Below are 24,161 nucleotides of genomic sequence, written 5' to 3' on the forward strand. Positions count from 1 at the left end.
CGGTAGGAGTCAGCGAACATCCGGCCCTCACACTGCGCCGCTCGGTCGACGGTCCCCGCGGCTAAGTGCCGACGTTCGGGGGGACAGTCGTTCGAGCGTCCCCACGCCTTCGCGCCCGCAGTGCTGGAACTCGCCTCGGAGCGGTTCTCGGTCCCCGAAGCGAACCCGAAGGTGGTGTTCGCCGAGCGCGCGGTGGGTGGTCACAGCAGCCGACGGCCGCCGTGGCAGCCGCCGTCGTCTCCAGGGCGTCGCGAGAAACGCTCACGACGACGTCGATCCGGTGTCCTCGTCCGCAGACTCGCCCTCCCCTTCGATTTCGTCCAGCACCCGTTCGTGAAACTCCCGAAGTACGGCGTCCTCGTTCTCGGCGAGGACGGTGTCGGTGGCCGCGAGCGTCGCGAGGCCGAACGCCCGCGGCGACGGCGTCTCGACGGTCCGTTCGACCACCTCGACGTCCCCGTCGCGGAGTCGCTCGACGAACCCCTCGATGGCGTCGACGTGGAGTTTGTCCTCGAGGAGTTCACGGTCCGTCTCCTCGATCACCGCGAAGTCGTCGAGGCCGTCGGCCAGCGACAGCAGCGTCTCGCTCTCGACTTGCTGGCGCGCCGCCGACTTCTCCGTCCCCTTGTAGCGCTTCAGGATCATGAGCGAGCGCGTGGCGTCGATGCGGAAGTACCGCTTACGGAGGTCGGTGCCACGAAGCGCCGCCCGGAGGTCCTCGCGAACCGCGTCGGGGTCGAGACCGCGCAGGAGGCCCGAGACGTCGATGCGGCGGTTCAGCGGCATCGAGAGGACGAACCCGTTGTCGGCGACGGCGACGGTGACGCTCGCCGTCGTCTCGTTCGCACATTTCGAGGCCAGCAAGCGCGAGAGGCCGTCGTTGAACCGCCGGCCGTAGACGGTGTGGACGTAGTACCGGCGGCGGTACTCCTCCCGGTCGCGTTCCTCCTCGACGGCGACGCGTGTCGGCGTCGAGACGCTCTCCGGGCCGGCGAAGGCGATTTGCCTGTCGTACAGGCGGGTCAGCGCCCGCACCGCTCGTTCAGAGAGGGAATCGTCGCGAAGCCAGACGCGGAGCGCGGGCGGCCCGCCGGCCGCCAGACGGTCGAGTAGGTCACGCTGGAAGGCGAGGAGTTCGCTCGCGAGGTCGGTCGAGAGCGGCAGGCGCTCGGAGTACCACGAGGGCACCGTCGGGCGCGCGCTCGTTCGGTCGACGTACACTTTCGACCCCCGGCGGTAGCGGAACTCGAAGCGCTCGCCGCCGATGACGAACACGTCTCCGGCATCCAGCGTGTCGAGGTAGCCCTCGTCGAGTTGACCGACCCACTCGTCGCCGCTACGGACGAACACGTCACAGGAGAACGAATCGGGGATGGTGCCGACGTTCGTCAGGTAGATCATCCGGGCGAGGCGGCCACGCTTGCCGATCAGACGCTCGCCCACGTCGAACTGGGGGTGGTGGTGCTCGCCGTCCGGCGGGTCGTTGGCGTCGCGCCAGACTTTCGCGTACACGTTGCGCTCTTCCAGCCCCTCGTAGTCGGCGGTGAGGTAGCGACACAGCGTCTCGAAGTCGTCGTCGCCGAAGTTCCGGTAGGGGTAGGCCCGCCGGAGGATCGCTCGCACCTCCGACTCGGGGCGGACGCGATTGATCGCCATGCCGTAGACGTGCTGGGCGGCCACGTCGTAGGCGTTCTCGGGGACGAACACCCGGTCGACGAAGCCAGACTCGGCCTTGCGGACCATCACGGCGCACTCGACCAGGTCGTCCCGGTCCAGCGCGACCACCCGGCCCTCGACGACCTGGCCGACCTGGTGGCCGGCCCGACCCACCCGCTGGAGGAGGGCCGCGACGGACTTCGGTGACCCAACCTGCACCACCAGGTCGACGTGTGGCATGTCGATGCCGAGTTCGAGGCTGGTCGAGGTAGTCACGACGTCGAGGTCACCGCGTTTGAGCGCCGACTCCACCGCCTGCCTCCGGTCGGCCGAGAGACTCCCGTGGTGACAGCCGGAGTTCGACTCGTCGTACCCGTGTCGTTCGCGGAGCGCCTGCAGGACACGCTCGGCGCCGGACCGGGTGTTCGTAAAGACCAGCGTGTTGGTGTGGGTATCGATCAGGTCGTGAAGCCGGTCGTAGAAGCGCTCGCGGACCACCGCCCCCGGCGTCTCGACCAGGTCGTCGACCGGGCAGTCGACGGCTAGGTCGAACTCGCGGGCGAAGCGGGCGTCGACGACGTCGCAGTCACGGGCCTCACCACCCGGTGACTCGCGTCCGACGAGGAAGTCCGCCATCGTCTCCAGCGGTTCGACCGTCGCCGAACAGCCGATGCGTGTCGGCGAGCCGTCGGCGAGGCTCTCCAGTCGTTCCAGCGACACCGAGAGGTGGGTTCCACGCTTGTTCGCCGCCAGGGCGTGAATCTCGTCGACGACGACGTACTCCACCGATCGGAGTTTCTCCCTGAACTTCGGCGAGTTGAGCAGGATGGCCAGCGTCTCCGGCGTCGTATTGAGGATGTGGGGTGTCTCCGCAAGCATCCGACGGCGCTCGGCGTCGTCGGTGTCGCCGTGACGGGTGGCCTGTCGCACCGCCGTCGATTCGCCGCGGGCTTCCAGTCGCTCCCGGATCCCGTCGAGCGGGTCCGCCAGATTCCGGTGGACGTCGTTGGCGAGTGCCTTCAGCGGCGAGACGTAGAGACAGTAGACTGCGTTCTCTAGGCCGTCGGCCCGTTCCCGGCGGAACAGTTCGTTGATGATCCCGATGAACGAAGCGAGGGTCTTCCCGCTCCCCGTGGGTGCGCAGACGAGGGCGTTCTCTCCGGCGTGGACGAGGGGGATGGCTTCGCGCTGTGGCGGCGTGAAGAAGCCGCCGTTCTCGGGGACGAACTCGCCGAACTGGTCGATCCACCAGTCGCGCACGGTGGGGTCGAGCAGTTCGAGGACGTCGGTGTCGACGGCTTCCGCGGCCAGCCGTTCGACGGCCTCCTCCTCCGGCCGGTCCATCGGCTACCTCTTGGTGCGGACGACCAAGTGGGTTGTGTCCGGGGCGCAGACACAACCGCTAAGTTCGGGGTGGCGCTACACTCAGTATGGCAGACAAGAAACTCACTCTCCTAGAACTCAACCTCGGCGACGGCTCGATTCAGATCGGTCCCGCGACGCTCGGCGACGAAGCTCCGAGCGCCGACACGGACGCCGGCGAATCTGCCGGCGGCGACAGCGACGACGACTCCAGCGGCTGTGGCTGCCCCGGACGCAAGGCCGGAAAGCTCCTCTTGGTCCTCGCCGTCCTCGGCGTCGTCGCGTTCGCCGCGGCGAAACTCCTCGGCGGGGGCGAGTACGAGGACCTCGACGAACTCGAGGACCTCTCCGACCTCGACGAGGAGTGACCATCCGGACCGCTTAAGCGACGGCCGGCCCGTATGAGTGCGTATGACGGTATCGAGTGCGCCGGGCAAAGTGTATCTCTTCGGCGAACACGCCGTCGTCTACGGTGAACCCGCCGTGCCCTGTGCCATCGAACGGCGAGCGACGGTGACGGTCGAGATCCGGGACGACGACCACGTCCGCGTGGAGGCGTCGGACCTCAGTCTCGACGGGTTCACCGTCGAGTACGCGGGGTCGACCGGCGGCCGGCCGGACGTCGACGTGCCGGCGCCGCTGGTGGAGGCGGCGATGGGCTACATCGACGCGGCGGTCGAACAGGCCCGCGACGCGGCCGGCGCTCCCGACGCTGGCTTCGATATAACCGTAGAGAGTTCCATCCCCCTCGGGGCGGGACTGGGGTCCTCGGCTGCGGTGACAGTGGCGGGCATCGACGCGGCGACGCGCGAACTCGGCCGGAAGTTGTCGCCACGGGAACTCGCGGACCGCGCCTACCGCGCGGAGGCCGCGGTGCAGGAAGGCCAGGCGTCGCGGGCGGACACCTTCTGTTCTGCCGTTGGCGGCGCCGTCCGCGTCGAGGGCGACGACTGCCGAGACATCGAGGCGCCGAACCTCCCCTTCGTCGTCGGCTTCGACGGCGGTGCGGGCGATACGGGCGAACTCGTCGCCGGCGTCCGCGCGCTGAAAGAGGAGTACGACTTCGCCGCCGACACCGTCGCGACCATCGGCGACCTGGTGCGGACGGGCGAGCGGATTCTCGACCCCGTGGCGGACGCGGGCGCGGGGGATCGGCTCGCGGAACTCGGCCGGCTGATGAACTTCAATCACGGCCTGCTGGAGTCCCTCGGCGTCTCCTCGCGCTCCCTCGACAGTATGGTGTGGGCGGCCCGCGAAGCCGGCGCACACGGCGCGAAACTCACCGGGGCCGGTGGCGGCGGCTGCATCGTCGCCCTCGATCCGACGCCGGAGACGCTGACGGCGCTCCAGTTCACGCCGGGATGCGAGGAGGCGTTCCGCGCCGAACTGGCGACCGACGGCGTCCGGAGGGTGGAATGACCACCGTTCTCAAACTCGGGGGGAGCCTCATCACGGACAAGGACCGCCGAGAGACGCTGGACGACGCCGCCCTCTCGGCCGCGGCGGACGCCGTCGCCGACGCCGACGTCGGGACTGACCTCGCGCTCGTCCACGGGGCCGGAAGCTTCGGCCACCACTACGCCGAGAAATACGGCGTCAGCGTGACGGAGGGAACGACCGATGCGGGCGCCGCCCTCGAAATCCACGGGTCGATGACGACGCTCAATCGCTTCGTCCTCTCGCGCCTGCACGACCGGAACGTGCCGGCGCTCCCCGTTCATCCGCTCTCCGCGGGCGCTCGCGACGGCGAGGCGAGCCTCGACTTCTCGCTGACCACGGTGTGCACCATGCTCGACGAGGGATTCGTCCCCGTCTCTCATGGCGACGTGGTCGCCCACGAGGGGAAGGGAACGACGATTATCTCGGGCGACGAGTTGGTCGCACGCTTCGCGACGGCTCTGGACGCCGACCGGGTCGGTCTGTGTTCGACCGTCGACGGCGTCTACGACGCCGAGGGCGACGTAATCGACCGAATCGAGAGGTTCGACGACGTTGCCGACGCCCTCGGCGGCAGCGACGCCACCGACGTCACCGGCGGCATGGCCGGGAAGGTGCGAACCCTCCTCGACCTGGACGCGCCGGCCTACGTCTTCGGCGCTGCCGACCTCCCGACGTTCCTCGACGGCGGGGAACCCGGGACCCGTATCGACTGAACGGGGAACGGTCGTGGTACCACGACCCTCACAAGGGTTATCCCCGGAGAAGCTGTACGTTTGTTTGCAATGGCAAACGGAAAGGTTGATTTCTTCAACGACACTGGCGGCTACGGTTTCATCGAGACTGAGGATGCTGACGACGACGTTTTCTTCCACATGGAGGACGTTGGCGGTCCGGACCTCGAAGAGGGGCAGGAACTCGATTTCGAGATTGAGGACTCACCGAAGGGTCCGCGCGCGACCAACGTCGTTCGCAACTAACACCGACTTCGGCCCGTCGCCTCGAGGCGGCGGTCGACGACGCTTCCATTTTTGTGGTACTCCGATCCGGAGCGGTGGTGCTCGGCTCGGGAGGGTACCTTTTGAGTCTTCACGCCGTCGAGTCAGTCGTGACCACCGACGACACCGTGCGGGTCTGGCTCGTAGAGCGAACGTACTCGGACGACGAACAGAACGTCATCATCCTCACCTACGCCACACCGGACGGCGAGCGATACTTCCGGAAGGAACGTGCACTCACCTCGTTCTCGGACGTACGCGACACGACGGCGGCCGTCGAGGCGTCACCGAACGACCTGGGGACGGTCGACGAGGATCAGGTCGACGTCTACGCCGCCGAGGCCGAACGAATGGCCGCGGAACACGACCCCGACGACGTCATCTAGCACTCGATCCGTAACCCGTCGCGGGCGAAGCGCACGTCGCCGTCGAAGCGCCGTTCGACCGCCGAGAGCATCTCCTCGTGACGCCCCTCGGTGTGGGGGTAGAGGTGGGTCAGGTAGACTCGGCCGTAGTCGTGGCCGGCGAGGGCGGCGCCGAGTGACGTCGGCGTCGGGTGGTTCGACACGTCCACGTCGTCGGGGAACGAGCAGTCGTGGACGAAGATATCGGAGCCGTCGGCGAAAGCGGCCAGTCCCTCGAACGCCTCGGTGTCGCTGCTGATCGTCAGGTCGCCGGACTCGCCCGCGAACCGGTAGGCCAGGCCCTCGACCGAGTGGCGCGTCTCGTGAGCGCGCACGTCGAATCCGGCGACAGAGAACTCGTGAGCGCCCACCTCGCGCACCCGGAGGTCGACCCGGCCATCGAGGTAGTCGAACGCGGCGAGCAAGTCGTCGACGAGCGACTTCGTCCCGCGCGGGCCGACGACTTCCAGGTACTCCTCGCCGGCCAGCCAGCGGGCCTTCAGGAGCGCCAAGAGGTCGGAGGCGTGGTCCAGGTGGCGGTGTGTCAGGAGGACGGTCGAGACGCCCTCGTAGCCCACGTCGGTGGCGGCGAGGCGGTGGAGGACGCCGGCCCCGCAGTCGACGAGGAGGGATCGATCCCCACGTTCGAGCAGCAGGCCCGTCTGGGCACGGTCGGGGAGTGGCATCGCGCTCCCGGTGCCGAGGAAGGTGAGGTCCATGCCCGGCCGTGGGTCGGCCGGTCGGAAAGTCACTTCGACGGGGACCGATCCGCGGGCGACCGTCAGTCCTCGTCGCCCCCGTCGTCGAGGCCGAGGGCGGCGAAGACGCGGTTGCTGACGAGCCGATTGACGATGTCGACGAGGGTCGCGTCGTCGGTCGTGTAGTCCGCGAAGATGCCGAGCGGGATCTGGCCCCCGGCCATCTCGCGGTGACCGCCGGCACTGCCCACGTCGTCGAACGCGTCACCCAGCGCGTCGCCGAGGTTGATCCGCGGATCGGTCGACCGGCCGCTGAGGTGGATGGCGTCGTCGACGATGCCGAAGACGACGGCCGTCTCGACGCCTTCCAGCGTGGCGAGGTAGTCCGCGGCCTGCGGGAGAGCGTCGCGTTCGTTCGTGCGACCGACGTGTGTGAGCAGCGTCCCGCCCCGGACCACGCGGTTGCGAATGGCGTCGGCGATGGCGTCGACCGTCTCCCCGCTGACCGACGGGGTCGACAGCCGCCGCAACAGGTCGCGGTCCGTCCGGTCGTGGAGGCTCGCGACCGCCTCGTACTCCGCGGGAGTTGCGCCGCGCAGGAAGCCGAGCGTCTCGCGTCTGATCGCGAACGTCAGCGCCGTCGCGAGCGTCGCGTCCACCTCGACGTCGAGTTCGGCGACGTACTCCGCGAGGATTGTCGCCGTCGCGCCGACCGCCTCGCGGTGGTCGACGAACCGGGCGTCGATCCCCTCCGCGGGATGATGGTCGATCACCACGTCGACGGGCGTTCCGGGCGGCACCTCGTTGTTCGCACCCGGAATCGCGTGATCGACGAAGGCCAGTAACGCGCCGTCGGGACGGTCATGGACGACCTCCGGATCGAACGGCTGGAGGTCCAGGTCGAGCAAGTTGACGAACGCCCGATTCTGCTGGTGGGAGATCCGTCCGCTGTAGAGGATGCGCCGCTCGTCGACGCCCGCGGCAGCGGCGATTCGACCGAGCGCCAGCGCGCTCGACAGACAGTCCGGATCGGGGTTGTTGTGACAGACGATGGCGAGCGAATCCGCGTCCCCGAGCAAATCGTACAGCGTTCGGGCCTGGCTCATCGATCCGACTTCGCGCTCCGTTCGTAAGTCGGTTCCCGTCACGTGAAGCCGAACTCGGCGTCGACGACCTCGGCGCGCGCGAAGTTCGTCCCGACGTCGGTGATTTCGACGCGCACCGTCTCGCCGAGCGACGCGTCGTCGACGAGGACGGCGAACTCGTCGACGTATCCGACGCCGTCGCCCTCGTCGCCCAGTTCCTCGATGGCGACCACGTAGGTATCGCCGGCCGTGACGGGTCGATCTGCCATGTGACCGAGTACCACACGAAGACGGAAATAAGTCGTGGTGACGACACGTCGAGGGCCCAGTTCAGGGCGCGAGGCGGTTCTTCCGGCCCTTCATGTGTTCCTCGTAGTGTTCGAAGGTGAGGGGGCACCAGTCGGCGGCCAGGTCGAGTATCGACTCGGTCATCTCCCGAATCTCCCACTGGCTGTCGGCGGCGGCGCGCATGTCCGCGACGTGCATCAGCATGCGGGCGTTCAGCGACATGACGATGTTGACCTCGGTGCCGATGGGGAGAACGAAGCGGGCGTCCTCCGGCGGCATCCCCAGATCGAGGAGTTCCTGGTAGGACTCGACGGAGTCCCGAACTGTCTCGCGGAAGACGCGTTCGCGTTCGGCGACCGTCTCCTCGTCGACGGCTCCGCTGGACTGGTTGCGACCGATCCAGTCGGGATCGATCGCCGACGGCGGCGTCACCACCATCGCGCCCTCCTCGACCGCCGCAGGATCCACGTCGTCGAAGGAGACGTAGCGCATGCTCTGGATGTCGAAACTCACGTGCCGATGGCGCGTGATCTGGGCCATACACGACCGGCTGACGCCCTTGATCGCGAAGGTCGCCTGCGGATGTTCGAACGGACCGAAGTGGCCGTGATCCAGCAGGTGACCGATCAGCGTCTCCCGTTTCTCCGCCTCCGTCTCCCCCTCGATGCTCTCCATCGCCTCCGCGAACGAGATGTCGCCGACGAACTCGGAGAGGTAGTCGTTTCGCGCCGCGGAACAGATCACCCGTTCCGGGTCCGGCGTCGCTTCGAGCAGTTGGACGTCCATGCGTTCGACGGGGGCGGCGGGCTACTTTAACCATCGGGAGTCTCCGGGCGGGCCGCGGGGACCGACCCCAGAGCCGCGGCCGGAGCGAAGCGACGCCATCCCCGACTCGTACGCCATCCGCGTCGACGACCGCCGTCTCGACGTGTGGCAGTACCGCGTCGGCATCGCCGACCCGGACGGCGAGTGGACGTTCGTCGAAACGTTCGACCACGAGGACGACCCCAAACTCTCCGTGGAGCAGCCGACTCTGACGCCGCCGGGCGCGGACGCCTACTGGATCTACAGCACGTCCTCCGACTGCGAACTGGACTGCTAACAACGATGAGACGAGACCCGACATGGAACTGATAACCGTCGCCGCGGTGGCAGCGAACGGCGTGATCGGCCGCGACGGTGACCTCCCGTGGCCGAGCATCCCGGCGGACAAGCGACAGTACAGGGCTCGGATCGCGGACTCGCCCGTGATCCTCGGACGTCGAACCTTCGACTCGATGCGCGACGACCGTCCCGGAACCGCCCAGGTCGTGTTGAGTCGGTCCGCGCCGACTTACGACGTCGAATCGGCCCACCACGCCACCGGCGTCGACGACGCGGGAGCGACCGTCGAATCGCTCGGGAGCGATCGAGCCCACGTCATCGGCGGGGCGGCGATTTACGACCTGTTCCACCCCGTCGTCGACCGGATGGTACTCAGCCGGATTCCCGGCGAGTACGAGGGGGACGCGTACTTCCCCGACTGGGACCACGACGAGTGGACCGTCGTCGACCGCACACCGTACGAGAAGTTCACGCTCGAAGAGTGGGTCCGAGAGCGGCGCTGACCGCCAGTGCCACCCACGTCCGTGACACCTCCGACACGCCGCGGTGGTCGCCGAGTACTTCTCCGACAACCGCACGGAACTGTTCGAGTTCGCCGAGGCGCTGATCGACTACGACACGCAAAACGCCGCCGGACGGTCGGTCCGCTCGGAGAGCGCGACGGAGGCGGAGATGGCGACGAACCGTTCAAGTCCCGAGGGGCGGTAGGGAGATCGAGCACATGACCGACGTGACGAACCTCGCGGCCGACGTGCGCGCGTTCACCAGCAACGTCTTCCTCGTCACCGGCGACCGGACGGTCCTCGTCGACACCGGCGCCAACTTCGACGTGGTGAGCAAAGTCGACGCCCGGGTCGACAGTCTCGACGCCGTCGTTCTCACCCACACCCACCGGGACCACGTCGGCAACGTCGACGCCGTCCGCGAGGCGTTCGGCGTCGAGACGTGGGGGTACGATCCAACCCTCCCCGCCGTCGACCACGAACTGGGTGAGACGGTCCGTCTCGGCGACGACGAGTTCACGGTTCTCCACACGCCGGGCCACAAGGACGACCACGTCTGCCTGTACGCGCCGGCGACGAAGGTCTGTTTCGCGGGCGATCTGGTGTTCGCCGGCGGCTCGTTCGGCCGGACGGACCTAGAGGAAGGGGACCGCGGGACGCTGATCCGGAGTATCGACCGCCTGCGGGAGACTGTCGACCCGGATCTCGCCGCTCTCCATACGGGTCACGGCCCGAGCGTCACCGACGGGGCCTACGCAACCGTCGAACGCGCGGGCCAGGCCGCGCGGATGTAGCTCATACGGACCGTCGTCAGTCGTCCCCGTCCGTCCGCAGCCCGTAGTAGCCGGGGTCCTCGTCGGTCGGCGGTTCGCCGATCACCAGGTCGGCGGCGTTGACCATCACCCACGGTACCGCCCAGTCGACGAGGACGGCCTCGGTTCCCTCGTCGACGTCCGCTTCCGGGTCGAGTCCCTGCAACAGGCGAGCGATCTCTCGGATCGTATACATCTGATCGCGGTCCAACAACTCTTCGGGCGTGTAGAACTCGCAGGGGTAGATTCCGTCGAACGCGTCTTTCGGTCTGGGCATACCCGTCATAGGCGGGTCGCCCCGTAAACGCTACCGACTGCGCGGCGCGGCGAAGCCCCGGACTACTCGAAGAACCGGCCGCGGTAGAACCGCGCCAGTTCCATGTCGAAGTCCTCGAGACGGAGCAGTGCCGACGCCGAGAGGTCGTCGTACGTCTCGATGTACGCGTTCGCGTCCCCCTCCGCCGCGAAGGGGACCGGGTTCGCCCCCATGGGGTCCGGCACCCGGTCGGCCTCCGTCTCTCGGACGAACCACCCCGTCTCGGCGTCGATCAGGTCCGTCGTCTCGTGGTCGTGGACCCAGACGTCGGCCACGGTAGCACCCTCGTGTGCGGCCTCGAAGTGGCCGGGATCGACGTAGTAAGCGGCCATACAGCCCGGGGAACAGAAGAACACTCGATCACCCGCCTCGACGGTCAGCTGTGCGTTGTAATCCGGGTATTTCGCCGGCATCATGTTACAGACCCCGCACTCCGCGTCCTCGGGGACCGTGGCGGGTTCCGAGAGGGCGGCATCGGTGTCGGGGGCCGCGGTGCCGGTCGGGGTAGCGGTCCCGCCGTCCCCGACCGGGCCGCCGGCACATCCCGCGAGGCCCGCGGTGAGCGCACCGAGGCCAGCCGTGACGAAGCGTCGTCGAGTGAGTCGTGACGGTGGCGTGGTGTCGGTCATCGCCGTCCCCTACGCGCTCGTCCGTCTTGGGTCGTCTGGTCGGTACGTCGAAACAGCCGGGGCTACTGAGATGGTATCGGAAAAAACGTGAGTTCTGGCGACGGTGGAGCCGGTCTCCACGTCGGCGTCGTGCAACGACGTCGGCTACTCGAACAGCTCGACGGCCTGCTCGTAGCGCGCGCTCGGCTCCTCCCAGTCGACGACTTCGAAGTAGTTGTCGACGAAGTCGCCGCGGGCCGGGCCGTAGTCGTGGTAGTAGGAGTGCTCCCAGACGTCGAGCGCGAGGATGGGATGGCTACCCCAGAGCGCGCCTTGGTCGTGCTTGTCGACCACGACGTTACGCAGCTGGTTCGAGAAGCTGTCGTACACCAGAAGCGCCCAGCCGCCCGCGGCGCTCGCGGCGGCTTCGAACTCGCCCTTCCAGGCCTCGTAAGAGCCGAAGTCCTCCTCGATCCGGTCGGCGAGAGCGCCGCTCGGCTCGTCGCCGCCCTCCGGAGACATGCAGTTCCAGAAGAGGTCGTGGAGGATGTGCCCACAGCCGTTGTGGGTCACGTTCCGGATGGCGCCCGCGGAGGAGCCGAAGTCACCGCCTTCACGGTTGGCTTCGAGGGTCTCCTCGGCGCTGTTCCAGCCGTTGACATAGCCCTGATGGTGGGTGTCGTGATGCCACGTCAGCACCTGTTCGGAGATGTGGGGCTCCAGCGCGTCGTAATCGTACGGAAGTGGGTCAAGTTCGTAGCTCATTGGTGTAACCTCCACGAAGAAGATGTATCGGGACGCTGTTAAGCTTTGAGGAACCGTACGCTAACACGACACATTCGGTGTCACGCGGGCGGATAGGCACCCGTTATCAGACGGCCCGAACGACCGTCGGCGCTTCATCCACCTACCCCCGACGACACCCACACCTCGCCCCGACGGTCCGAACGACCGTCGGCGCTTCATCCACCCACCCCCGACGACACCCACACCTCGCCCCGACGGCCCGAACGACCGTCGGCGCTTCATCCACCTACCCCCGACGACACCCACACCTCGCCCCGACGGTCGTACTCCATCCCTGCCGCCACCTCCGCCGCCGTCTCCGCGTCGACGAACCGCTCGATCAGGTGGAGTGCCAGATCCAGCCCCGACGTGATGCCGCCCGCAGTCACCACGTCACCGTCGTCGACGACGCGCGCGTCGACGACTTCGGCGTCCGTCGCCCGCAGGTCGTCGAGGGCGCCCCCGTGCGTGACCGCCGGCCGACCGTCCAGAATCCCCGCGCGGGCGAGGAGCATCCCGCCGGTACAGACCGACGCGAGCGTCGTGCCCGCGCCGTGAACCCGAGCGAGTGCGTCGGGGATGGTGCCTCGTTCCGCCTCCGCCCACGCCCCCTGCGAGCGGCGGTCGTTCCACCCACCGCCGGGAACGACGACCAGATCCGGCGGATCCGCGACCGGGAGGATGTCGTCCGGTTCGAGGCGGAGGCCGTGTGCCGCCGTGATTCGCTCCCGGTCGTCCAGCGTGACGAGCGATACGTCGAACGGAGCGCCCGCGTCGGCCGCCATCTCGAACGTCTCGAACGGGCCGATGCCGTCGAGTTCGTCGAACCCGTCGTAGAGAAGGATCGCGATGGACTCCATGGCCGCTCCCTCGGCGCGGACGACCATAGTCCTACGCCCGGGCGGAGGTATATGAGCGAGGCCGCCGAAGGTGTCACTATGCCGACGATCAAGGACAGCGTTCACGACCACATCGAGGTGACGGGCGTCGCCGAGGCGCTGCTCGACACCCCGGCGATGCAACGGCTCCGACGGGTCCGTCAACTCGGCACCGTCTCGCTGGTCTACCCCTCGGCCAACCACACCCGCTTCGAACACAGCCTCGGCGTCTACCACCTCGCATCGGAGGCGCTGGATCACCTCGGTGTCGCCGGACGAACGGCCGAACGCGTCCGTGCCGCCGCCCTCCTGCACGACGTTGGCCATCCCCCGTTCAGCCACAACGTCGAACGTCTCCTCTACCGGCACACGGGAAAGTACCACGACGACGTAGCCGATCTCATCGCGAGCGGACGGGTCGGGGCCGTCCTGCGTGAACACGACCTGGACCCCGCGGCCATCGCCGAGCTCGTGGCCGGGGAGGGCCGGTACGGCCAACTCGTCTCCGGCGAACTCGACGTCGACCGGATGGACTATCTCGTCCGTGACGCCCACCACACGGGCGTCCCCTACGGCACCATCGACCACGGGCGATTGGTACGGGAGCTCACCTTCCAGAACGGCGAACTCGTCATCGCCGAGGGGAACGTCCAGACCGCCGAGAGCCTCCTGCTCGCCCGCGCACTCATGAATCCGACGGTCTATCAGCACCACGTCGCCCGCATCGGGAAGGCGATGCTCCGTCGGGCGACCGAACGGCTGATCGAGGACGCCGACTACGACCCCGACCGGGTGCGCCGCTGGGACGACGCCGACCTGCTTGTCGCCTTGCGCCGGACGGACGCGACGGCCGAGATGGCGGACCGACTCTCGACACGTGACCTCTACAAGCGGGCGGTGTGGGCGGAACTCGACGACGTGCCCGACGCGCTCCTGAACGCGAATCACGAGCGCGTCCGGGAACTCGAACGCGAGGTGGCGGCGGCGGCGGATCTGGACCCCGACTCCGTCGTCGTCGACGTGCCGCCACCCCCGGAGATCCGGGAGTCGTCGTCGCGGGTCGTCGTCAACGGCGAGATCCGGCGACTCGACCGACAGTCACCCCTCGTGTCCGCGCTCCGGACCGCCGGCCGCAACCAGTGGCGACTCGGCGTCTACGCCCCGCCGGGCGCCGTCGAACGCGTGGGTCGGACGGCCGCCCGGACGCTCGGGCTGGATATCGACGGGGCGCTCGTCTCCGACGTGCGCCGCGGCCTCGACACCACGCTCGACCAGTTCGGGTAGTTTCAAGGACCGCCCACGTCCGAGTAGAGACATGCAGATCGAGGGGACCGTCCTCCGCGGCCGCGAGTTCGACCCCGTCGAGGGCCGCGTGATCGTCGAGGACGGCGAAATCGTCGCCGTCGAGGAGACCGCAACCGATAGCGACGCCATCGTCTGCCCCGCGTTCGTCAACGCCCACACCCACATCGGCGACTCCATCGCCAAGGAGGCCGGGGCCGGTCTCCGGCTCGACGAACTCGTCGCCCCGCCGGACGGCCTCAAACATCGCCTCCTCCGGGCGGCCACCGACGCCGAGAAGATCGCAGCGATGCGGCGCTCGCTTCGCTTCATGGAGCGGTCGGGAACTGCCGCGACGGTCGAGTTCCGCGAGGGCGGCGTCGCCGGCGTCGACGCCATCCGACGGGCGCTCGACGGGGTGGCCGTCGAGGCCGTCGTCCTCGGCCGGGAGACGGTGGCGGCGATGCACGAGGCGGACGGCTTCGGGGCGAGCGGCGCCCGCGACGCCGACTTCACGGCCGAACGCGCCGCGACCCGCGAGGCGGGCAAGCCGTTCGGCATCCACGCGGGCGAACGGGATTCGACCGACCTCTCCCCCGCACTCGACCTCGAGCCGACCTTCCTCGTCCACGTCGTCCACCCCGACCCCGCCCACCTCGACCGGATCGAACGCGAGGGCGTCCCGGTCGTCGTCTGTCCGCGCTCGAACCTCGTCACGGGCGTCGGCACGCCACCCATCGCCGAACTCCTCGAACGGACGACCGTCGCGCTGGGGACGGACAACGTGATGCTCAACAGCCCGTCGATGTTCCGGGAGATGGAGTTCGCCGCGAAGGTCGGCGGCATCGACGCTCGCGACGTGTTACGCATGGCGACGGTCAACGGCGCCGACCTCGTGGGGCTGAACTGCGGCCTGATCGAATCCGGCCGGGCGGCGAACCTGCTCGTCGTCGACGGCGGCTCCGACAACCTCGACGGCGCCCGTGATCCGGTTCGGGCGGTCGTCCGCCGGGCCGGCGTCGACGACGTGGAACGGATCGTCCGGTGATCCGTGTCAAGAGTTATGTAGCGAGCGGTGGTACCGGTACGCATGGTCGCGTACGATCGCATTCTCGTCCCGACCGACGGCTCCGACGGCGTCGAGCGGGCCATCGAACACGCCGTCGAAATCGCGACGATCCACGACGCGACCCTCCACGGCCTCTACGTCCTCAACTCGGACGCCTACGCGGGGCTGGCGATGGAGTCCTCGTGGGAGAGCGTCGACGGCCTCCTGCGGGAGGACGCGGAGGCGGCCGTCGCCCGAGTCCGGGACATCGCGACCGAACTGTCCGGGACGAACGACCCGGCCGTCCCCGTCCACACGGCAGTCGTCGAGGGCAAGCCGAGCCGCGAAATCGTCCGCTACGCCGAGGCAAACGACTGCGACCTGGTGGTGATGGGCACGCACGGGCGCGGCGGTATCGACCGACTACTCCTGGGGAGCGTCGCGGAGTCGGTCATCCGCGCCTCCGCCGTCCCGGTGACGACCGTCCCCGTCGAGGCCTAGGCGGGTCGCAGGTGTTCGCAGTCGCCCGCGTGGACGACGCGGTCACCGTCGGCGGTGCGGACGACGAGCGCACCGGGGAACTCCACGTCGACGGCCTCGCCCTCGACGACGCCCCCGGGCGTCTCGACGCGCACCGCTCGACCGAGCGTGACGGCGTGTTCGCGCCACGCCGGGAGCGTCGCCTCGGGATCGGTCCGATACTCGTGGAACGTCTCGACGATCCGCTGGCAGAAGCGCCGGCGGTCGGCGTTCCCACCTTCCGCGCGGACGCTCGTCGCCGTCTCGGGGAGATCCGTGGTGTCGACGTCGACGTTCGCGCCGATGCCGACGATCAGCCACGACACTCGGTCGGCCTCTCCCTCCATCTCGGTGAGGACACCCGCGAGCTTTCGCTCCGATCCGGCCACCAGCACGTCGTTCGGCCACTTGATCACCGCGTCGACGCCCGCCTCCCGACAGGCGCGGGTCACGGCGACGGCCGCGGCGAGCGTGAAGACGGGGACGTGAGCGGGAGGGCGCTCCGGGCGACAGAGGAGGCTCGCGTAGACGCCGCCGGACGGCGACGACCAGGGGCGGTCCAGCCGTCCGCGCCCGCCGGTCTGTTCGCCAGCGACCACCACGCGGTCCGTCGCACCGTCGACGGCGAGTTCGCGCGCCCGGTCGTTCGTGCTCGGGAGGCGGTCGTGGTACTCGACGGCGTAGGGTGCGTCGAGGCCGAACGCGATTGCCTCGGCGCCGTACCCGGGGACGGCGCGGACGGCGTAGCCGTCGGCGTCGCTCTCGACGTCGAACCCCGCCTCGCGGAGCGCCTCGACCTGCTTCCAGACCGCCGCGCGCGAGACACCGAGGCGCTCGGCGAGCGTCGGTCCCGACACCGGCCCCTCGGCAGTGGCGAGTTCGTGGAGCAGGCGACGGCGGGTGTCGCTCATTCGAGCACGATCAGCGGATCACCCATGTCGACGCTCTCGCCCTCGCTCACCAGCACCTCGGACACCGTGCCGCCGCTCTCGGCGACCACGTCGTTTTCCATCTTCATCGCCTCGAGGACGAGGACGACGTCGCCGGCGTCCACCTCGTCGCCGGCCGCGACTTCGACCGAGAGGATGGTCCCCTGCATCTCGGCGTCGATGCGTTCGCCCTCACCGGCCGCGACGGTACCGCCCTCGTCGTCGCCCGTGACGGCGTCGGGGCGTTCCATCCGGCCGCCGGCGTTGCCGCCGCCGGTACCGGTCGGGATGGCCGGCGCGCCGCGCTCTTCGAGGTTCACCTCGAAGCGTTTGCCGTTGACCTCGACGGTGAACGCTCGTTCGCTCACCTCCTCGTCCTCGTCTCCGTCATCGTCGGCGGACGCCTCCGGCCCCCAGCGCTCGACGGCGCGGTCGATCCGCTCGGGGTCGAGTTCCTCGTCGAGGTAGTTCGTCGTGTGGGTGCCTGCGGTGAACCGCTCGTCCGTCACCATCAGCCGATGGAAGGGGATGACGGTGTGGAACCCCTCGATGTCGAACTCACGGAGGGCACGTTCCGCCCGCGCGAGGCACTCCTCCCGGTCGCCGGCGTGGACGATCAGTTTCGCGATCATGGAGTCGTAGTCGCCGCCGATGTCGTCGCCCTGGCGCACCGCGTCGTCGACGCGGACGCCGATCCCGCCGGCGGGGTCGTAGGTCGACAGGTGTCCCGTCGCGGGCGCGAAGTCGTTGGCCGCGTTCTCGGCGTTGATGCGGAACTCCATCGCGTGGCCGTCGATTTCGACGTCCTCTTGGGTGAATCCGATCTCCTCGCCCGCGGCGACCCGGAGCTGTTCCTTGACGATGTCGATGCCCGTGATCTCCTCGGTGACCGGGTGTTCGACCTGGATGCGCGTGTTGACTTCGAGGAAGTAGAACTCGCCTCCCTCGACGAGGAACTCGACGGTGCCGGCGTTCGTGTAGTCGGTGCCGGCGATGCCCTTGCGCGCGGCGGCACCGATCCGTTCGCGGAGGTCGTCAGAGAGCGCCGGGCTCGGTCCCTCCTCGATGACCTTCTGGTGGCGGCGCTGGAGCGAGCAGTCGCGTTCGCCGAGGTGGCGGACGTTGCCGTGGTGGTCGGCGACGATCTGCACCTCGATGTGCCGCGGCGAGTCGAGGTAGCGCTCCAGATAGATGGAGTCGTTGTCGAAGTACGCCTCGCCTTCGCGTTTGGCGGCTTGGTACTGCTCCTCGATTTCGTCCGCGTGCTCGACGATCTTCATGCCGCGCCCGCCCCCGCCGCCCTCGGCCTTGATCGCGACCGGGTAGCCGTGTTCCTCGGCGAACGCCTCGACCTCCGACGGGTCCTCGATGGGATCGGTCGTCCCCGGCACGACGGGGACGCCCGCGGCGTCCATCACGCGCCGGGCCTTCGTCTTCTCGCCGAGGCGCTCCATCGCCTCGGGCGGCGGCCCGATCCACGTACACTCGCTCTCGGAGACCCGTTCGGCGAACGCCGCGTTCTCCGCCATGAACCCGTAGCCGGGGTGGATCGCATCCGCGTCGGCCTTCCGGGCCGCTTCCAGGACTGCGTCCTGATCGAGATACGAATCGGCCGCCCGGGCCGGACCGACGTTGTACGCCTCGTCGGCGTACCTGACGTGGCCGGCGTGTTTGTCGGCCTCGCTGTAGACGGCGACCGTCCGGATACCCAGCTCCTCACAGGCGCGCATCACACGGACCGCGATCTCGCCCCGGTTGGCGACGAGAACTTTGCGGAACATGTGCCCCCTTACAGGCGATTCCCCCGTTAGTGTACCGGTCATCCGACCGGTCGCCGCCCCCGACTGGAGCGTTTCGGTTCGGACCCGAATCGTGGCGTTCGCGACCGACTCGTCGATTTCGAAGCGTCCCCCCGGAGAGAGCTGGCCGATCGGTCGGCCCGGGAGTTACCTGGACACGACGCCGAATCCAAACCGCCTTATGCCAGTGACCCGCACGGAGAGATATGACAGTACGAGTCGGTATCCTCGGCGCGACCGGTGCGGTGGGACAGCGATTCATCCAGCTTCTCGACGGGCACCCGACCTTCGAACTCGCGGCGCTCACCGCTAGCGAGGACAGCGCGGGCAAGCCGTACCGGGAAGCCGCCAAGTGGCGCGTCGACTCCCCCATCCCCGTCGACGTGGCCGAGATGACGGTCCGGCGAACCGAGCCGGGCGCGGTGCCGGACGACGTGGACCTGCTGTTCTCGTCGCTTCCCTCGAGCGTCGCCGTCGACGTCGAGGAAGACTTCGCGCGCGACGGCTACGTCATCTCCTCGAACTCCTCCAACGACCGCCTCGCGGAGGACGTGCCGCTGACGATTCCGGAGATCAACCCGGGCCACCTCGACCTGCTCGAAGTACAGCGCGACGAGCGCGGATGGGACGGCGCCATCGTCAAGAACCCGAACTGCTCGACCATCACGATGATTCCCCCGCTGGCCGCACTGGACCAGTTCGGCCTCGAACGCGTCGACGTGTCGACGCTGCAGGCCGTCTCCGGGGCCGGCTACTCCGGAGTCACCTCCATGGAGATCATCGACAACGTCCTCCCGCACATCGGCGGCGAGGAGGACAAGATGGAGACCGAGAGTCGGAAGCTCCTCGGTGACTTCGACGGCGCGGAACTCACCTGGCACGACGTCGACGTCTCGGCCTCGTGTAACCGCGTCCCCACGCTCGACGGCCACCTGGAGAACGCCTTCGTCGACCTGGCCGATGACCCCGAGCCGAGCGAGGTGGCCGACGCGATGCGGGAGTTCCCCGGAGTCGACCTCCCGAGCGCGCCCAACCAGCTCATCCACGTCTTCGATGACCCCGAGCGACCCCAGCCCCGGATGGACCGGATGCGCGGGCAGGGCATGCAGATCTGTGTCGGCGGCGTGCAGTCCACCAACCACGGCGTCAAGTTCAACTGCCTCGCACACAACACCGTCCGCGGCGCTGCCGGCGCGAGCCTCCTGAACGGCGAACTCCTCGTCGAGAACGGCTACCTGTAGGCCTCCGCCGTCGATCCGGCGGTCCCCAGCTTCATGTTTGTCGAGTAGTGAATCGGAGGCGATATGCCTTCCCAGTTGGTCGATCGCCTCGACGACGTCGCCGGTCGTGGCCTCCGTGCAGTCGCCCGCTACGAACGCGACGGGATCACCGTAACCTACGAACGCGACGACGTCTCGGAGAAGGCGACGGTCATCGACCGTATCCACGACGAGTTAGTCCTACAGGAACTCGGGCGGGAGTATCTGGAACGTCTCTTCCAGGTCGGTCGGTGGCACTGCACGATGCACCGGTTCGAGGAGGCTGTCTGTATCCACTACACGCACGGCGAGTTCTCGGGCACGTTCGTCTCCGTCGACAGCGGCACCGACGTCGATCTGGATCGAGTGGCCGAGATCTGTCACGAGTACACGGAGTGACGACCGCCGCTCACTCCAGGAGTCGTGCCTCGGTGAACGACAGGTAGGCGAAAAAGGAGATCGCGAGCAGCAACATCCCGGCTTGCATGAACACACCTTCGTAGATGAACTTCAGAACGAGCACCACGGCACCGACGATGATCGTGCGAAAGAGTAGGGTACTGAGCAGGATCGTGAGCGTTTCTGACACGGTCACCTCCAGTTGGGCTTCGAACGGCAAAAACTCGCCGGCACGGTGTTTGCCGTAGTGTGGTGATCGTACACGACTACTTTATATGCGGACCACGACAGTCGACGTATGGAGCGAAACGTCGGCGGGATCGACCGCATCGCTCGGCTGATCCTCGGACCACTCGCCGCACTGGCGGGGGCGGGCGTATTGCTGGGTGCGCTGTCGACGAGCCAGTCGGTCGGCGTCGCCCTCGTCGTCGTCGGTGTCGTGGTGTTTCTCACCGGCGTGACCCAACGGTGTCTCGTCCACCGATTGCTCGGCATCGATACGTGTTCGCGGCCCTGAGGGTCGCCTCGGGGTCGGTGGTCGGAAAACGCTCATAACCCTGCCCGTTCGTGTGACGGTATGAGCACGGACGACGGGTCGGAGACGGTGACGAACGGTGGGGCCGACGAGGGTGACGACGACCGTCCCACCCCGGAGATCGGCGTCGGCGACGGCCGGGAGAAACACCTCCGTGTGGTGACCCAGTCGGGCAAAGAGATCGATCACGACGAGGTGTACATCCGTCACACTGAGAGCGAATATCTCGTCTCGGCGGACCCCGAGTTTCCGGCCGTGGAGACGACCCGCTACCGGAAGGCGGACCTCCACCGGGCCGAGATCACACAACACCACTCGAACTGCTTCATCACCACTGCGGCCGCCGGGGAGGGGCCGACCCTCGACTCCCTGCGTGGCTTTCGCGCGGACGTACTGGCCCCGACGGCCGGGGGACGTGCCCTCCTCCGAACCTACGAGACGGTCAGTCCGCCCATCGCGGCGACGCTCGACCGACATCCCGAGGCGGCCTCGACGGGCGCCGTCCGGTGGCTCGTCGACCGCTGTGGAGCGCTCGCGGACCGGCGGCGTGCGATCGGGTCGAACCCCGCACGTGCGGCGCTGTCGGTCCTTCTGATCGCACTCTACGTCGGCGGCGTGGGACTCGCGGCGCTGGCCCACGGGTGGCTCCGCGCCACCGAACTCCGCTGACCGGTCGACGCCGGCGCGTTCAACTGAAGAATCGTTCGACGTTCTCGCGCGGATCGAAGCCGGAGCCGGACTCGACGACGACGTCGAAGGGACGATCCGCCGCCACGTCGCGGAGTGCCGCGGCGAGGGCGTCGGCGTCGTCGTTCTCGTGGAGACGGTACGCGTGCGAGCGGGCCGTCTCGTCGACCGGGTAGACGGTGAGTTTCGGCCGACCGAGGTAGCCACCGCGGTGGAGAACTACCCGATCTATCGCCTCGTAGTTCAGCCAGTAGACGGCGTCGGCCTGCAGCAACACCTCGTCGAGGCCGTGGACGTCGTACACGTCCTGCATCGCGCTCGCCTCCCGGCGATGTTTCTTCGTCCCCAGCCCGAACATGGGCGTGATGTAACTGTACTCGGCGATGTGGAGGCCGTCGTTCGCGAAGAACAGGTCGGCGAGGCGCAGGGGGAACGAGCCGGCCATCCCGAAGTGAACGTGCAGTTCGGTCTCGATGTCGGTCGACGGCAGGTCCTCGAACTGTTCGGGGTCGACCTCCTCGGCATCAGACGCCATCCGCACCCTCCGTGCGGTAACCCATGTAGGCGAACAGGAACGCGCCGAGAATAAAGAGAGCACCGGTGAAGACACTGATCTCCATGATCGCGTAGACGCCGACGGCGAGACCGACGACGGCGGTTGCGACGGAGGCGCGCAGGCGCAGCGAGTACGACTCCGTCGACTCGCCGGTGCGCTCGTCGATGTGGCCCTGACCGACCCGCCGTTCGGCGATGTACGTGACGATCATCACGGAGAGGCTCGCGACGACGATGGCGGTTCGCGCACCCGGTGACAGCTCCGTTCCGTACGCCCGCTGGAGGGCGAGCGGAATCCCGATGGCGATCAGGCCACCGAGATAAACGAAGAGCCGGTAGGTGACCAGAAACCGGAAGAGGGTCCCGAAAGCGTGGTCCGGCGACTGCGTTTGGGATGCCATACCGTCCCGTTGACGATGCCGATAGATAAAAACGGTTGGTCGGAAGTCGGCGTTACGACAGGAAGCCCCGGGCCGTGTCCGAGCCTTCGACGGTTCCCGAGGCGCTCATCTTGGCGGTGGCCGAGCGATACATCGTGTAGATCTGTACGACGAGGGCGAAGACCCACAGCACGTAGCCGGCCGGACCGCTCCCGACGATACCGACCGTCGTCGAGAACGCCGGGAAGTTGAGCCCGTAGGCTTGCGGCGAGGTGAGCACGCCACCGATCAGCAGAACGGTGAAGTACCCGAAGAAGCCGGTCGCCCACCACATCGCGATGACGCGACTCCAGCCGGGCTGGGTGTGTTCGGGGAGTCGAGTCGTGTTCAGGATGGTGACCAGCGCGTTGTACGGCCACATCATCGCACCGGCGATGGCGGCACCGATGACCAGCAAGATCCACGGCTGCTGGAACTGGGCGACGATGATGAGGATGCCCCACAGAGTGAACAGGGTAAGGAGGCCGAGGAAGACCCGCGAGAGGTCCCAGCCGGCCGAGCGCCCGTACCCCTCGAAGATGATGTCCACGCTGTTGCGGACGAAGGCCTCGAGGATGGCGTACTGCGTGCTGAACAGGGCGATGAAGATCACCACGTACATCAACTGCTGTTGGACGGCGCCGAGTTGCGGGATGATCACGTCGAGCCACATGTTGATGGCGCCCTGATCCGTCCCGCTCGCGTACTCGGCGGAGATGGTCATCGCGACAGTCGCGACGACGAGCAGCCCGACGACGAACGTCAGGAAGTGTTCCTGCTGGGTGACTTTCCACCACTGCTTCCAACGGAGGAGATTCTTCTCGGTCGGTTCGAACGTGAAACCACCGTGGACTTCTTCGGGTTCGGCACCGCGAAGGGGATTCTTGATACGTCCCTGATAGGTACCCATACCGTACCCCTTCTCACGGGCCCAGATGCCCTGTGCGAGGTTGATGTATCCGCCGGCACCCGCGTACGCGAGGCCGCCGAGGAACGTCGCGATGTCCATATCCGGCGGGAGCGCACCGAAGTTGACGGCACCGCCGGGCACGTTCGCGAACTGGCCGACCGAGCCGGCGATGAACGCCAGGATCACGGCGCCGAAGATGGCGATGAACATCATCGCCAGTTGGGTCTTCTCGATGGCGTTGTACAGAATCGGGCCAGCCTGGTAGCTGAGCCAGATGAGGACCATCGTCGCGACGCCGATGATGGCCCAGTCCTCACGCGGGACGACGCCGGTCCAGACGGCGAACACTTCCGATGCGCCGGCCGCCCAGCCGGGCCACCCGACGTGGAAGAAGCCAGCAACGAGGAAGAACCACGGCCAGAAGCTGTTCATCCGGTCGAACGCTCGGAAGATACTCTCCCCGGTAGCGAGCGTCCAGCGCTGGATCTCGGTGTTGATGAAGAACTGGGTGATCACCCCGACCCAGAAGGCCCAGTACAGGCCCCAGCCGTTCTGGGCGACGAGGGTCGGCCAGAACATCGTCTCGCCGCTCCCGAGCGACGCACCGAGCATGATGGCGCTCGGTCCGACGAGGTGGGATACCTTCGGGACTTTCGGCATGTCGTATTTTCGGAAGCCCCACTTGCCGTCGGTACTCGGATACTCGCTCGTCTCCGGAGCGACCTCGAGTGATTCGTAGTCGACGTCACGATACACCGTCGCACGATACTGCTCACCGACCTCGGCGGTCGTGTGAACATCGTCCTCCGTCAGACCACCGTCGGTTTCGACTCGTGTTTCGTCGTGGTTATCTGTCATTGTCTCCCCTGGTTGGATGGGATCATAC

General features: G+C 67.8%; 31 protein-coding genes. 16 read left to right on the plus strand and 15 right to left on the minus strand.

The window, feature by feature from the left end; translation table 11 throughout:
- Positions 1–261: 261 nt before the first annotated feature.
- Complete coding sequence (locus V8686_RS12375) at positions 262–3,000, minus strand: ATP-dependent helicase (protein ID WP_379704577.1); 2,739 nt, start codon at positions 2,998–3,000, stop codon at positions 262–264.
- A gap of 86 nt (positions 3,001–3,086) precedes the next feature.
- Between V8686_RS12375 and V8686_RS12380 the strand changes: the two genes are divergently transcribed.
- The 5 genes from V8686_RS12380 to V8686_RS12400 all read left to right on the plus strand — a co-directional run bounded on the left by V8686_RS12380 (position 3,087) and on the right by V8686_RS12400 (position 5,839).
- Entirely contained in the window at positions 3,087–3,386 is a 300-nt protein-coding gene (locus V8686_RS12380) for a hypothetical protein (protein ID WP_379704579.1), read from the plus strand.
- A 43-nt stretch (positions 3,387–3,429) separates the two neighbouring features.
- Positions 3,430–4,437, plus strand: a complete 1,008-nt coding sequence (gene mvk / locus V8686_RS12385; RefSeq protein ID WP_379704581.1) for a mevalonate kinase — start codon at positions 3,430–3,432, stop codon at positions 4,435–4,437.
- Complete coding sequence (locus tag V8686_RS12390; protein ID WP_379704583.1) at positions 4,434–5,171, plus strand: isopentenyl phosphate kinase; 738 nt, start codon at positions 4,434–4,436, stop codon at positions 5,169–5,171. The genes mvk and V8686_RS12390 overlap by 4 nt, the downstream gene beginning before the upstream one ends.
- 69 nt (positions 5,172–5,240) lie before the next feature.
- Positions 5,241–5,435 carry a cold-shock protein gene (locus V8686_RS12395; protein WP_379704585.1) on the plus strand — a complete coding sequence of 65 codons (195 nt, stop codon included), beginning with the start codon at positions 5,241–5,243 and terminating at the stop codon, positions 5,433–5,435.
- A gap of 128 nt (positions 5,436–5,563) precedes the next feature.
- The gene (locus tag V8686_RS12400; RefSeq protein WP_379704587.1) at positions 5,564–5,839 is read left to right on the plus strand and encodes a hypothetical protein; all 276 of its coding nucleotides are present in this window, start codon (positions 5,564–5,566) and stop codon (positions 5,837–5,839) included.
- On the opposite strand, the gene V8686_RS12405 is transcribed toward V8686_RS12400, so the two are convergent.
- From V8686_RS12405 to thyX, 4 genes are all read right to left on the minus strand, one after another.
- Positions 5,836–6,576, minus strand: a complete 741-nt coding sequence (locus V8686_RS12405) for an MBL fold metallo-hydrolase (RefSeq protein ID WP_379704588.1) — start codon at positions 6,574–6,576, stop codon at positions 5,836–5,838. The two genes, V8686_RS12400 and V8686_RS12405, sit on opposite strands and share 4 nt — an antisense overlap.
- Positions 6,577–6,638: 62 nt before the next feature.
- Positions 6,639–7,661: a DHH family phosphoesterase gene (locus tag V8686_RS12410; RefSeq protein ID WP_379704590.1), complete on the minus strand. Its 1,023-nt coding sequence runs from the start codon at positions 7,659–7,661 to the stop codon at positions 6,639–6,641.
- A gap of 38 nt (positions 7,662–7,699) precedes the next feature.
- Entirely contained in the window at positions 7,700–7,909 is a 210-nt protein-coding gene (locus V8686_RS12415; RefSeq protein WP_379704592.1) for a TRAM domain-containing protein, read from the minus strand.
- A 61-nt stretch (positions 7,910–7,970) separates the two neighbouring features.
- Positions 7,971–8,714, minus strand: coding sequence for an FAD-dependent thymidylate synthase (gene thyX, locus V8686_RS12420; protein WP_379704594.1), 744 nt, complete (start codon positions 8,712–8,714; stop codon positions 7,971–7,973).
- Between thyX and V8686_RS12425 the strand changes: the two genes are divergently transcribed.
- From V8686_RS12425 to V8686_RS12440, 4 genes are read left to right on the plus strand one after another with little or no spacing between them, the layout of a single operon-like run.
- A complete protein-coding gene (locus V8686_RS12425) occupies positions 8,713–9,030 on the plus strand; it encodes a hypothetical protein (RefSeq protein ID WP_379704596.1) in 318 nt (105 codons plus the stop codon). The two genes, thyX and V8686_RS12425, sit on opposite strands and share 2 nt — an antisense overlap.
- 22 nt (positions 9,031–9,052) lie before the next feature.
- Positions 9,053–9,535: a dihydrofolate reductase gene (locus V8686_RS12430; RefSeq protein ID WP_379704598.1), complete on the plus strand. Its 483-nt coding sequence runs from the start codon at positions 9,053–9,055 to the stop codon at positions 9,533–9,535.
- A gap of 43 nt (positions 9,536–9,578) precedes the next feature.
- Entirely contained in the window at positions 9,579–9,740 is a 162-nt protein-coding gene (locus V8686_RS12435; RefSeq protein ID WP_379704600.1) for a hypothetical protein, read from the plus strand.
- A 13-nt stretch (positions 9,741–9,753) separates the two neighbouring features.
- Positions 9,754–10,329, plus strand: coding sequence for an MBL fold metallo-hydrolase (locus V8686_RS12440; protein ID WP_379704602.1), 576 nt, complete (start codon positions 9,754–9,756; stop codon positions 10,327–10,329).
- Between the two features lie 16 nt (positions 10,330–10,345).
- Here V8686_RS12440 and V8686_RS12445 read toward each other — a convergent pair whose 3' ends face one another.
- The 4 genes from V8686_RS12445 to V8686_RS12460 form a co-directional block, all read right to left on the minus strand.
- Complete coding sequence (locus V8686_RS12445; RefSeq protein WP_379704604.1) at positions 10,346–10,624, minus strand: DUF5827 family protein; 279 nt, start codon at positions 10,622–10,624, stop codon at positions 10,346–10,348.
- Between the two features lie 62 nt (positions 10,625–10,686).
- Entirely contained in the window at positions 10,687–11,292 is a 606-nt protein-coding gene (locus V8686_RS12450; protein WP_379704606.1) for a nitrous oxide reductase accessory protein NosL, read from the minus strand.
- A 144-nt stretch (positions 11,293–11,436) separates the two neighbouring features.
- Positions 11,437–12,036, minus strand: coding sequence for a superoxide dismutase (gene sod / locus V8686_RS12455; RefSeq protein ID WP_379704608.1), 600 nt, complete (start codon positions 12,034–12,036; stop codon positions 11,437–11,439).
- Between the two features lie 260 nt (positions 12,037–12,296).
- Complete coding sequence (locus V8686_RS12460) at positions 12,297–12,944, minus strand: DJ-1/PfpI family protein (protein WP_379704610.1); 648 nt, start codon at positions 12,942–12,944, stop codon at positions 12,297–12,299.
- Between the two features lie 51 nt (positions 12,945–12,995).
- Between V8686_RS12460 and V8686_RS12465 the strand changes: the two genes are divergently transcribed.
- Genes V8686_RS12465 through V8686_RS12475 form a run of 3 tightly spaced genes read left to right on the plus strand, consistent with a single transcriptional unit; the run spans position 12,996 to position 15,765 of the window.
- Positions 12,996–14,219 (plus strand): HD domain-containing protein, encoded by a 1,224-nt coding sequence (locus V8686_RS12465; RefSeq protein ID WP_379704612.1) that lies wholly within the window; start codon positions 12,996–12,998, stop codon positions 14,217–14,219.
- A gap of 31 nt (positions 14,220–14,250) precedes the next feature.
- Complete coding sequence (locus V8686_RS12470) at positions 14,251–15,264, plus strand: amidohydrolase family protein (protein ID WP_379704614.1); 1,014 nt, start codon at positions 14,251–14,253, stop codon at positions 15,262–15,264.
- Positions 15,265–15,306: 42 nt separating this feature from the next.
- Entirely contained in the window at positions 15,307–15,765 is a 459-nt protein-coding gene (locus tag V8686_RS12475; protein ID WP_379704616.1) for a universal stress protein, read from the plus strand.
- Here V8686_RS12475 and V8686_RS12480 read toward each other — a convergent pair.
- Positions 15,762–16,694 (minus strand): biotin--[acetyl-CoA-carboxylase] ligase, encoded by a 933-nt coding sequence (locus V8686_RS12480; RefSeq protein WP_379704618.1) that lies wholly within the window; start codon positions 16,692–16,694, stop codon positions 15,762–15,764. The two genes, V8686_RS12475 and V8686_RS12480, sit on opposite strands and share 4 nt — an antisense overlap.
- On the minus strand, positions 16,691–18,493 hold the full coding sequence (locus tag V8686_RS12485) for an acetyl-CoA carboxylase biotin carboxylase subunit (RefSeq protein WP_379704620.1): 1,803 nt from the start codon (positions 18,491–18,493) through the stop codon (positions 16,691–16,693). The genes V8686_RS12480 and V8686_RS12485 overlap by 4 nt, the downstream gene beginning before the upstream one ends.
- 224 nt (positions 18,494–18,717) lie before the next feature.
- Between V8686_RS12485 and asd the strand changes: the two genes are divergently transcribed.
- The gene (gene asd / locus V8686_RS12490) at positions 18,718–19,752 is read left to right on the plus strand and encodes an aspartate-semialdehyde dehydrogenase (RefSeq protein WP_379704622.1); all 1,035 of its coding nucleotides are present in this window, start codon (positions 18,718–18,720) and stop codon (positions 19,750–19,752) included.
- Positions 19,753–19,815: 63 nt separating this feature from the next.
- Positions 19,816–20,169: a hypothetical protein gene (locus V8686_RS12495; RefSeq protein WP_379704624.1), complete on the plus strand. Its 354-nt coding sequence runs from the start codon at positions 19,816–19,818 to the stop codon at positions 20,167–20,169.
- A gap of 10 nt (positions 20,170–20,179) precedes the next feature.
- Here V8686_RS12495 and V8686_RS12500 read toward each other — a convergent pair whose 3' ends face one another.
- A complete protein-coding gene (locus V8686_RS12500) occupies positions 20,180–20,359 on the minus strand; it encodes a hypothetical protein (RefSeq protein ID WP_379704626.1) in 180 nt (59 codons plus the stop codon).
- Between the two features lie 108 nt (positions 20,360–20,467).
- Between V8686_RS12500 and V8686_RS12505 the strand changes: the two genes are divergently transcribed.
- Both V8686_RS12505 and V8686_RS12510 read left to right on the plus strand, forming a co-directional pair.
- Positions 20,468–20,686, plus strand: a complete 219-nt coding sequence (locus V8686_RS12505) for a YgaP family membrane protein (RefSeq protein ID WP_379704628.1) — start codon at positions 20,468–20,470, stop codon at positions 20,684–20,686.
- A gap of 60 nt (positions 20,687–20,746) precedes the next feature.
- Positions 20,747–21,373, plus strand: a complete 627-nt coding sequence (locus V8686_RS12510; RefSeq protein WP_379704629.1) for a CFI-box-CTERM domain-containing protein — start codon at positions 20,747–20,749, stop codon at positions 21,371–21,373.
- A gap of 19 nt (positions 21,374–21,392) precedes the next feature.
- Here the strand turns inward: V8686_RS12510 and V8686_RS12515 are convergent, their stop codons facing one another.
- From V8686_RS12515 to V8686_RS12525, 3 genes are read right to left on the minus strand one after another with little or no spacing between them, the layout of a single operon-like run.
- Positions 21,393–21,926, minus strand: coding sequence for a hypothetical protein (locus V8686_RS12515; protein ID WP_379704631.1), 534 nt, complete (start codon positions 21,924–21,926; stop codon positions 21,393–21,395).
- Positions 21,916–22,347: a hypothetical protein gene (locus V8686_RS12520; protein WP_379704633.1), complete on the minus strand. Its 432-nt coding sequence runs from the start codon at positions 22,345–22,347 to the stop codon at positions 21,916–21,918. The genes V8686_RS12515 and V8686_RS12520 overlap by 11 nt, the downstream gene beginning before the upstream one ends.
- A gap of 52 nt (positions 22,348–22,399) precedes the next feature.
- The gene (locus V8686_RS12525; protein ID WP_379704635.1) at positions 22,400–24,133 is read right to left on the minus strand and encodes an Nramp family divalent metal transporter; all 1,734 of its coding nucleotides are present in this window, start codon (positions 24,131–24,133) and stop codon (positions 22,400–22,402) included.
- Between the last annotated feature and the right edge of the window lie 28 nt (positions 24,134–24,161).

The sequence above is a fragment of the Haloplanus litoreus genome (genome assembly GCF_045690335.1).
Taxonomy (GTDB): domain Archaea; phylum Halobacteriota; class Halobacteria; order Halobacteriales; family Haloferacaceae; genus Haloplanus; species Haloplanus litoreus.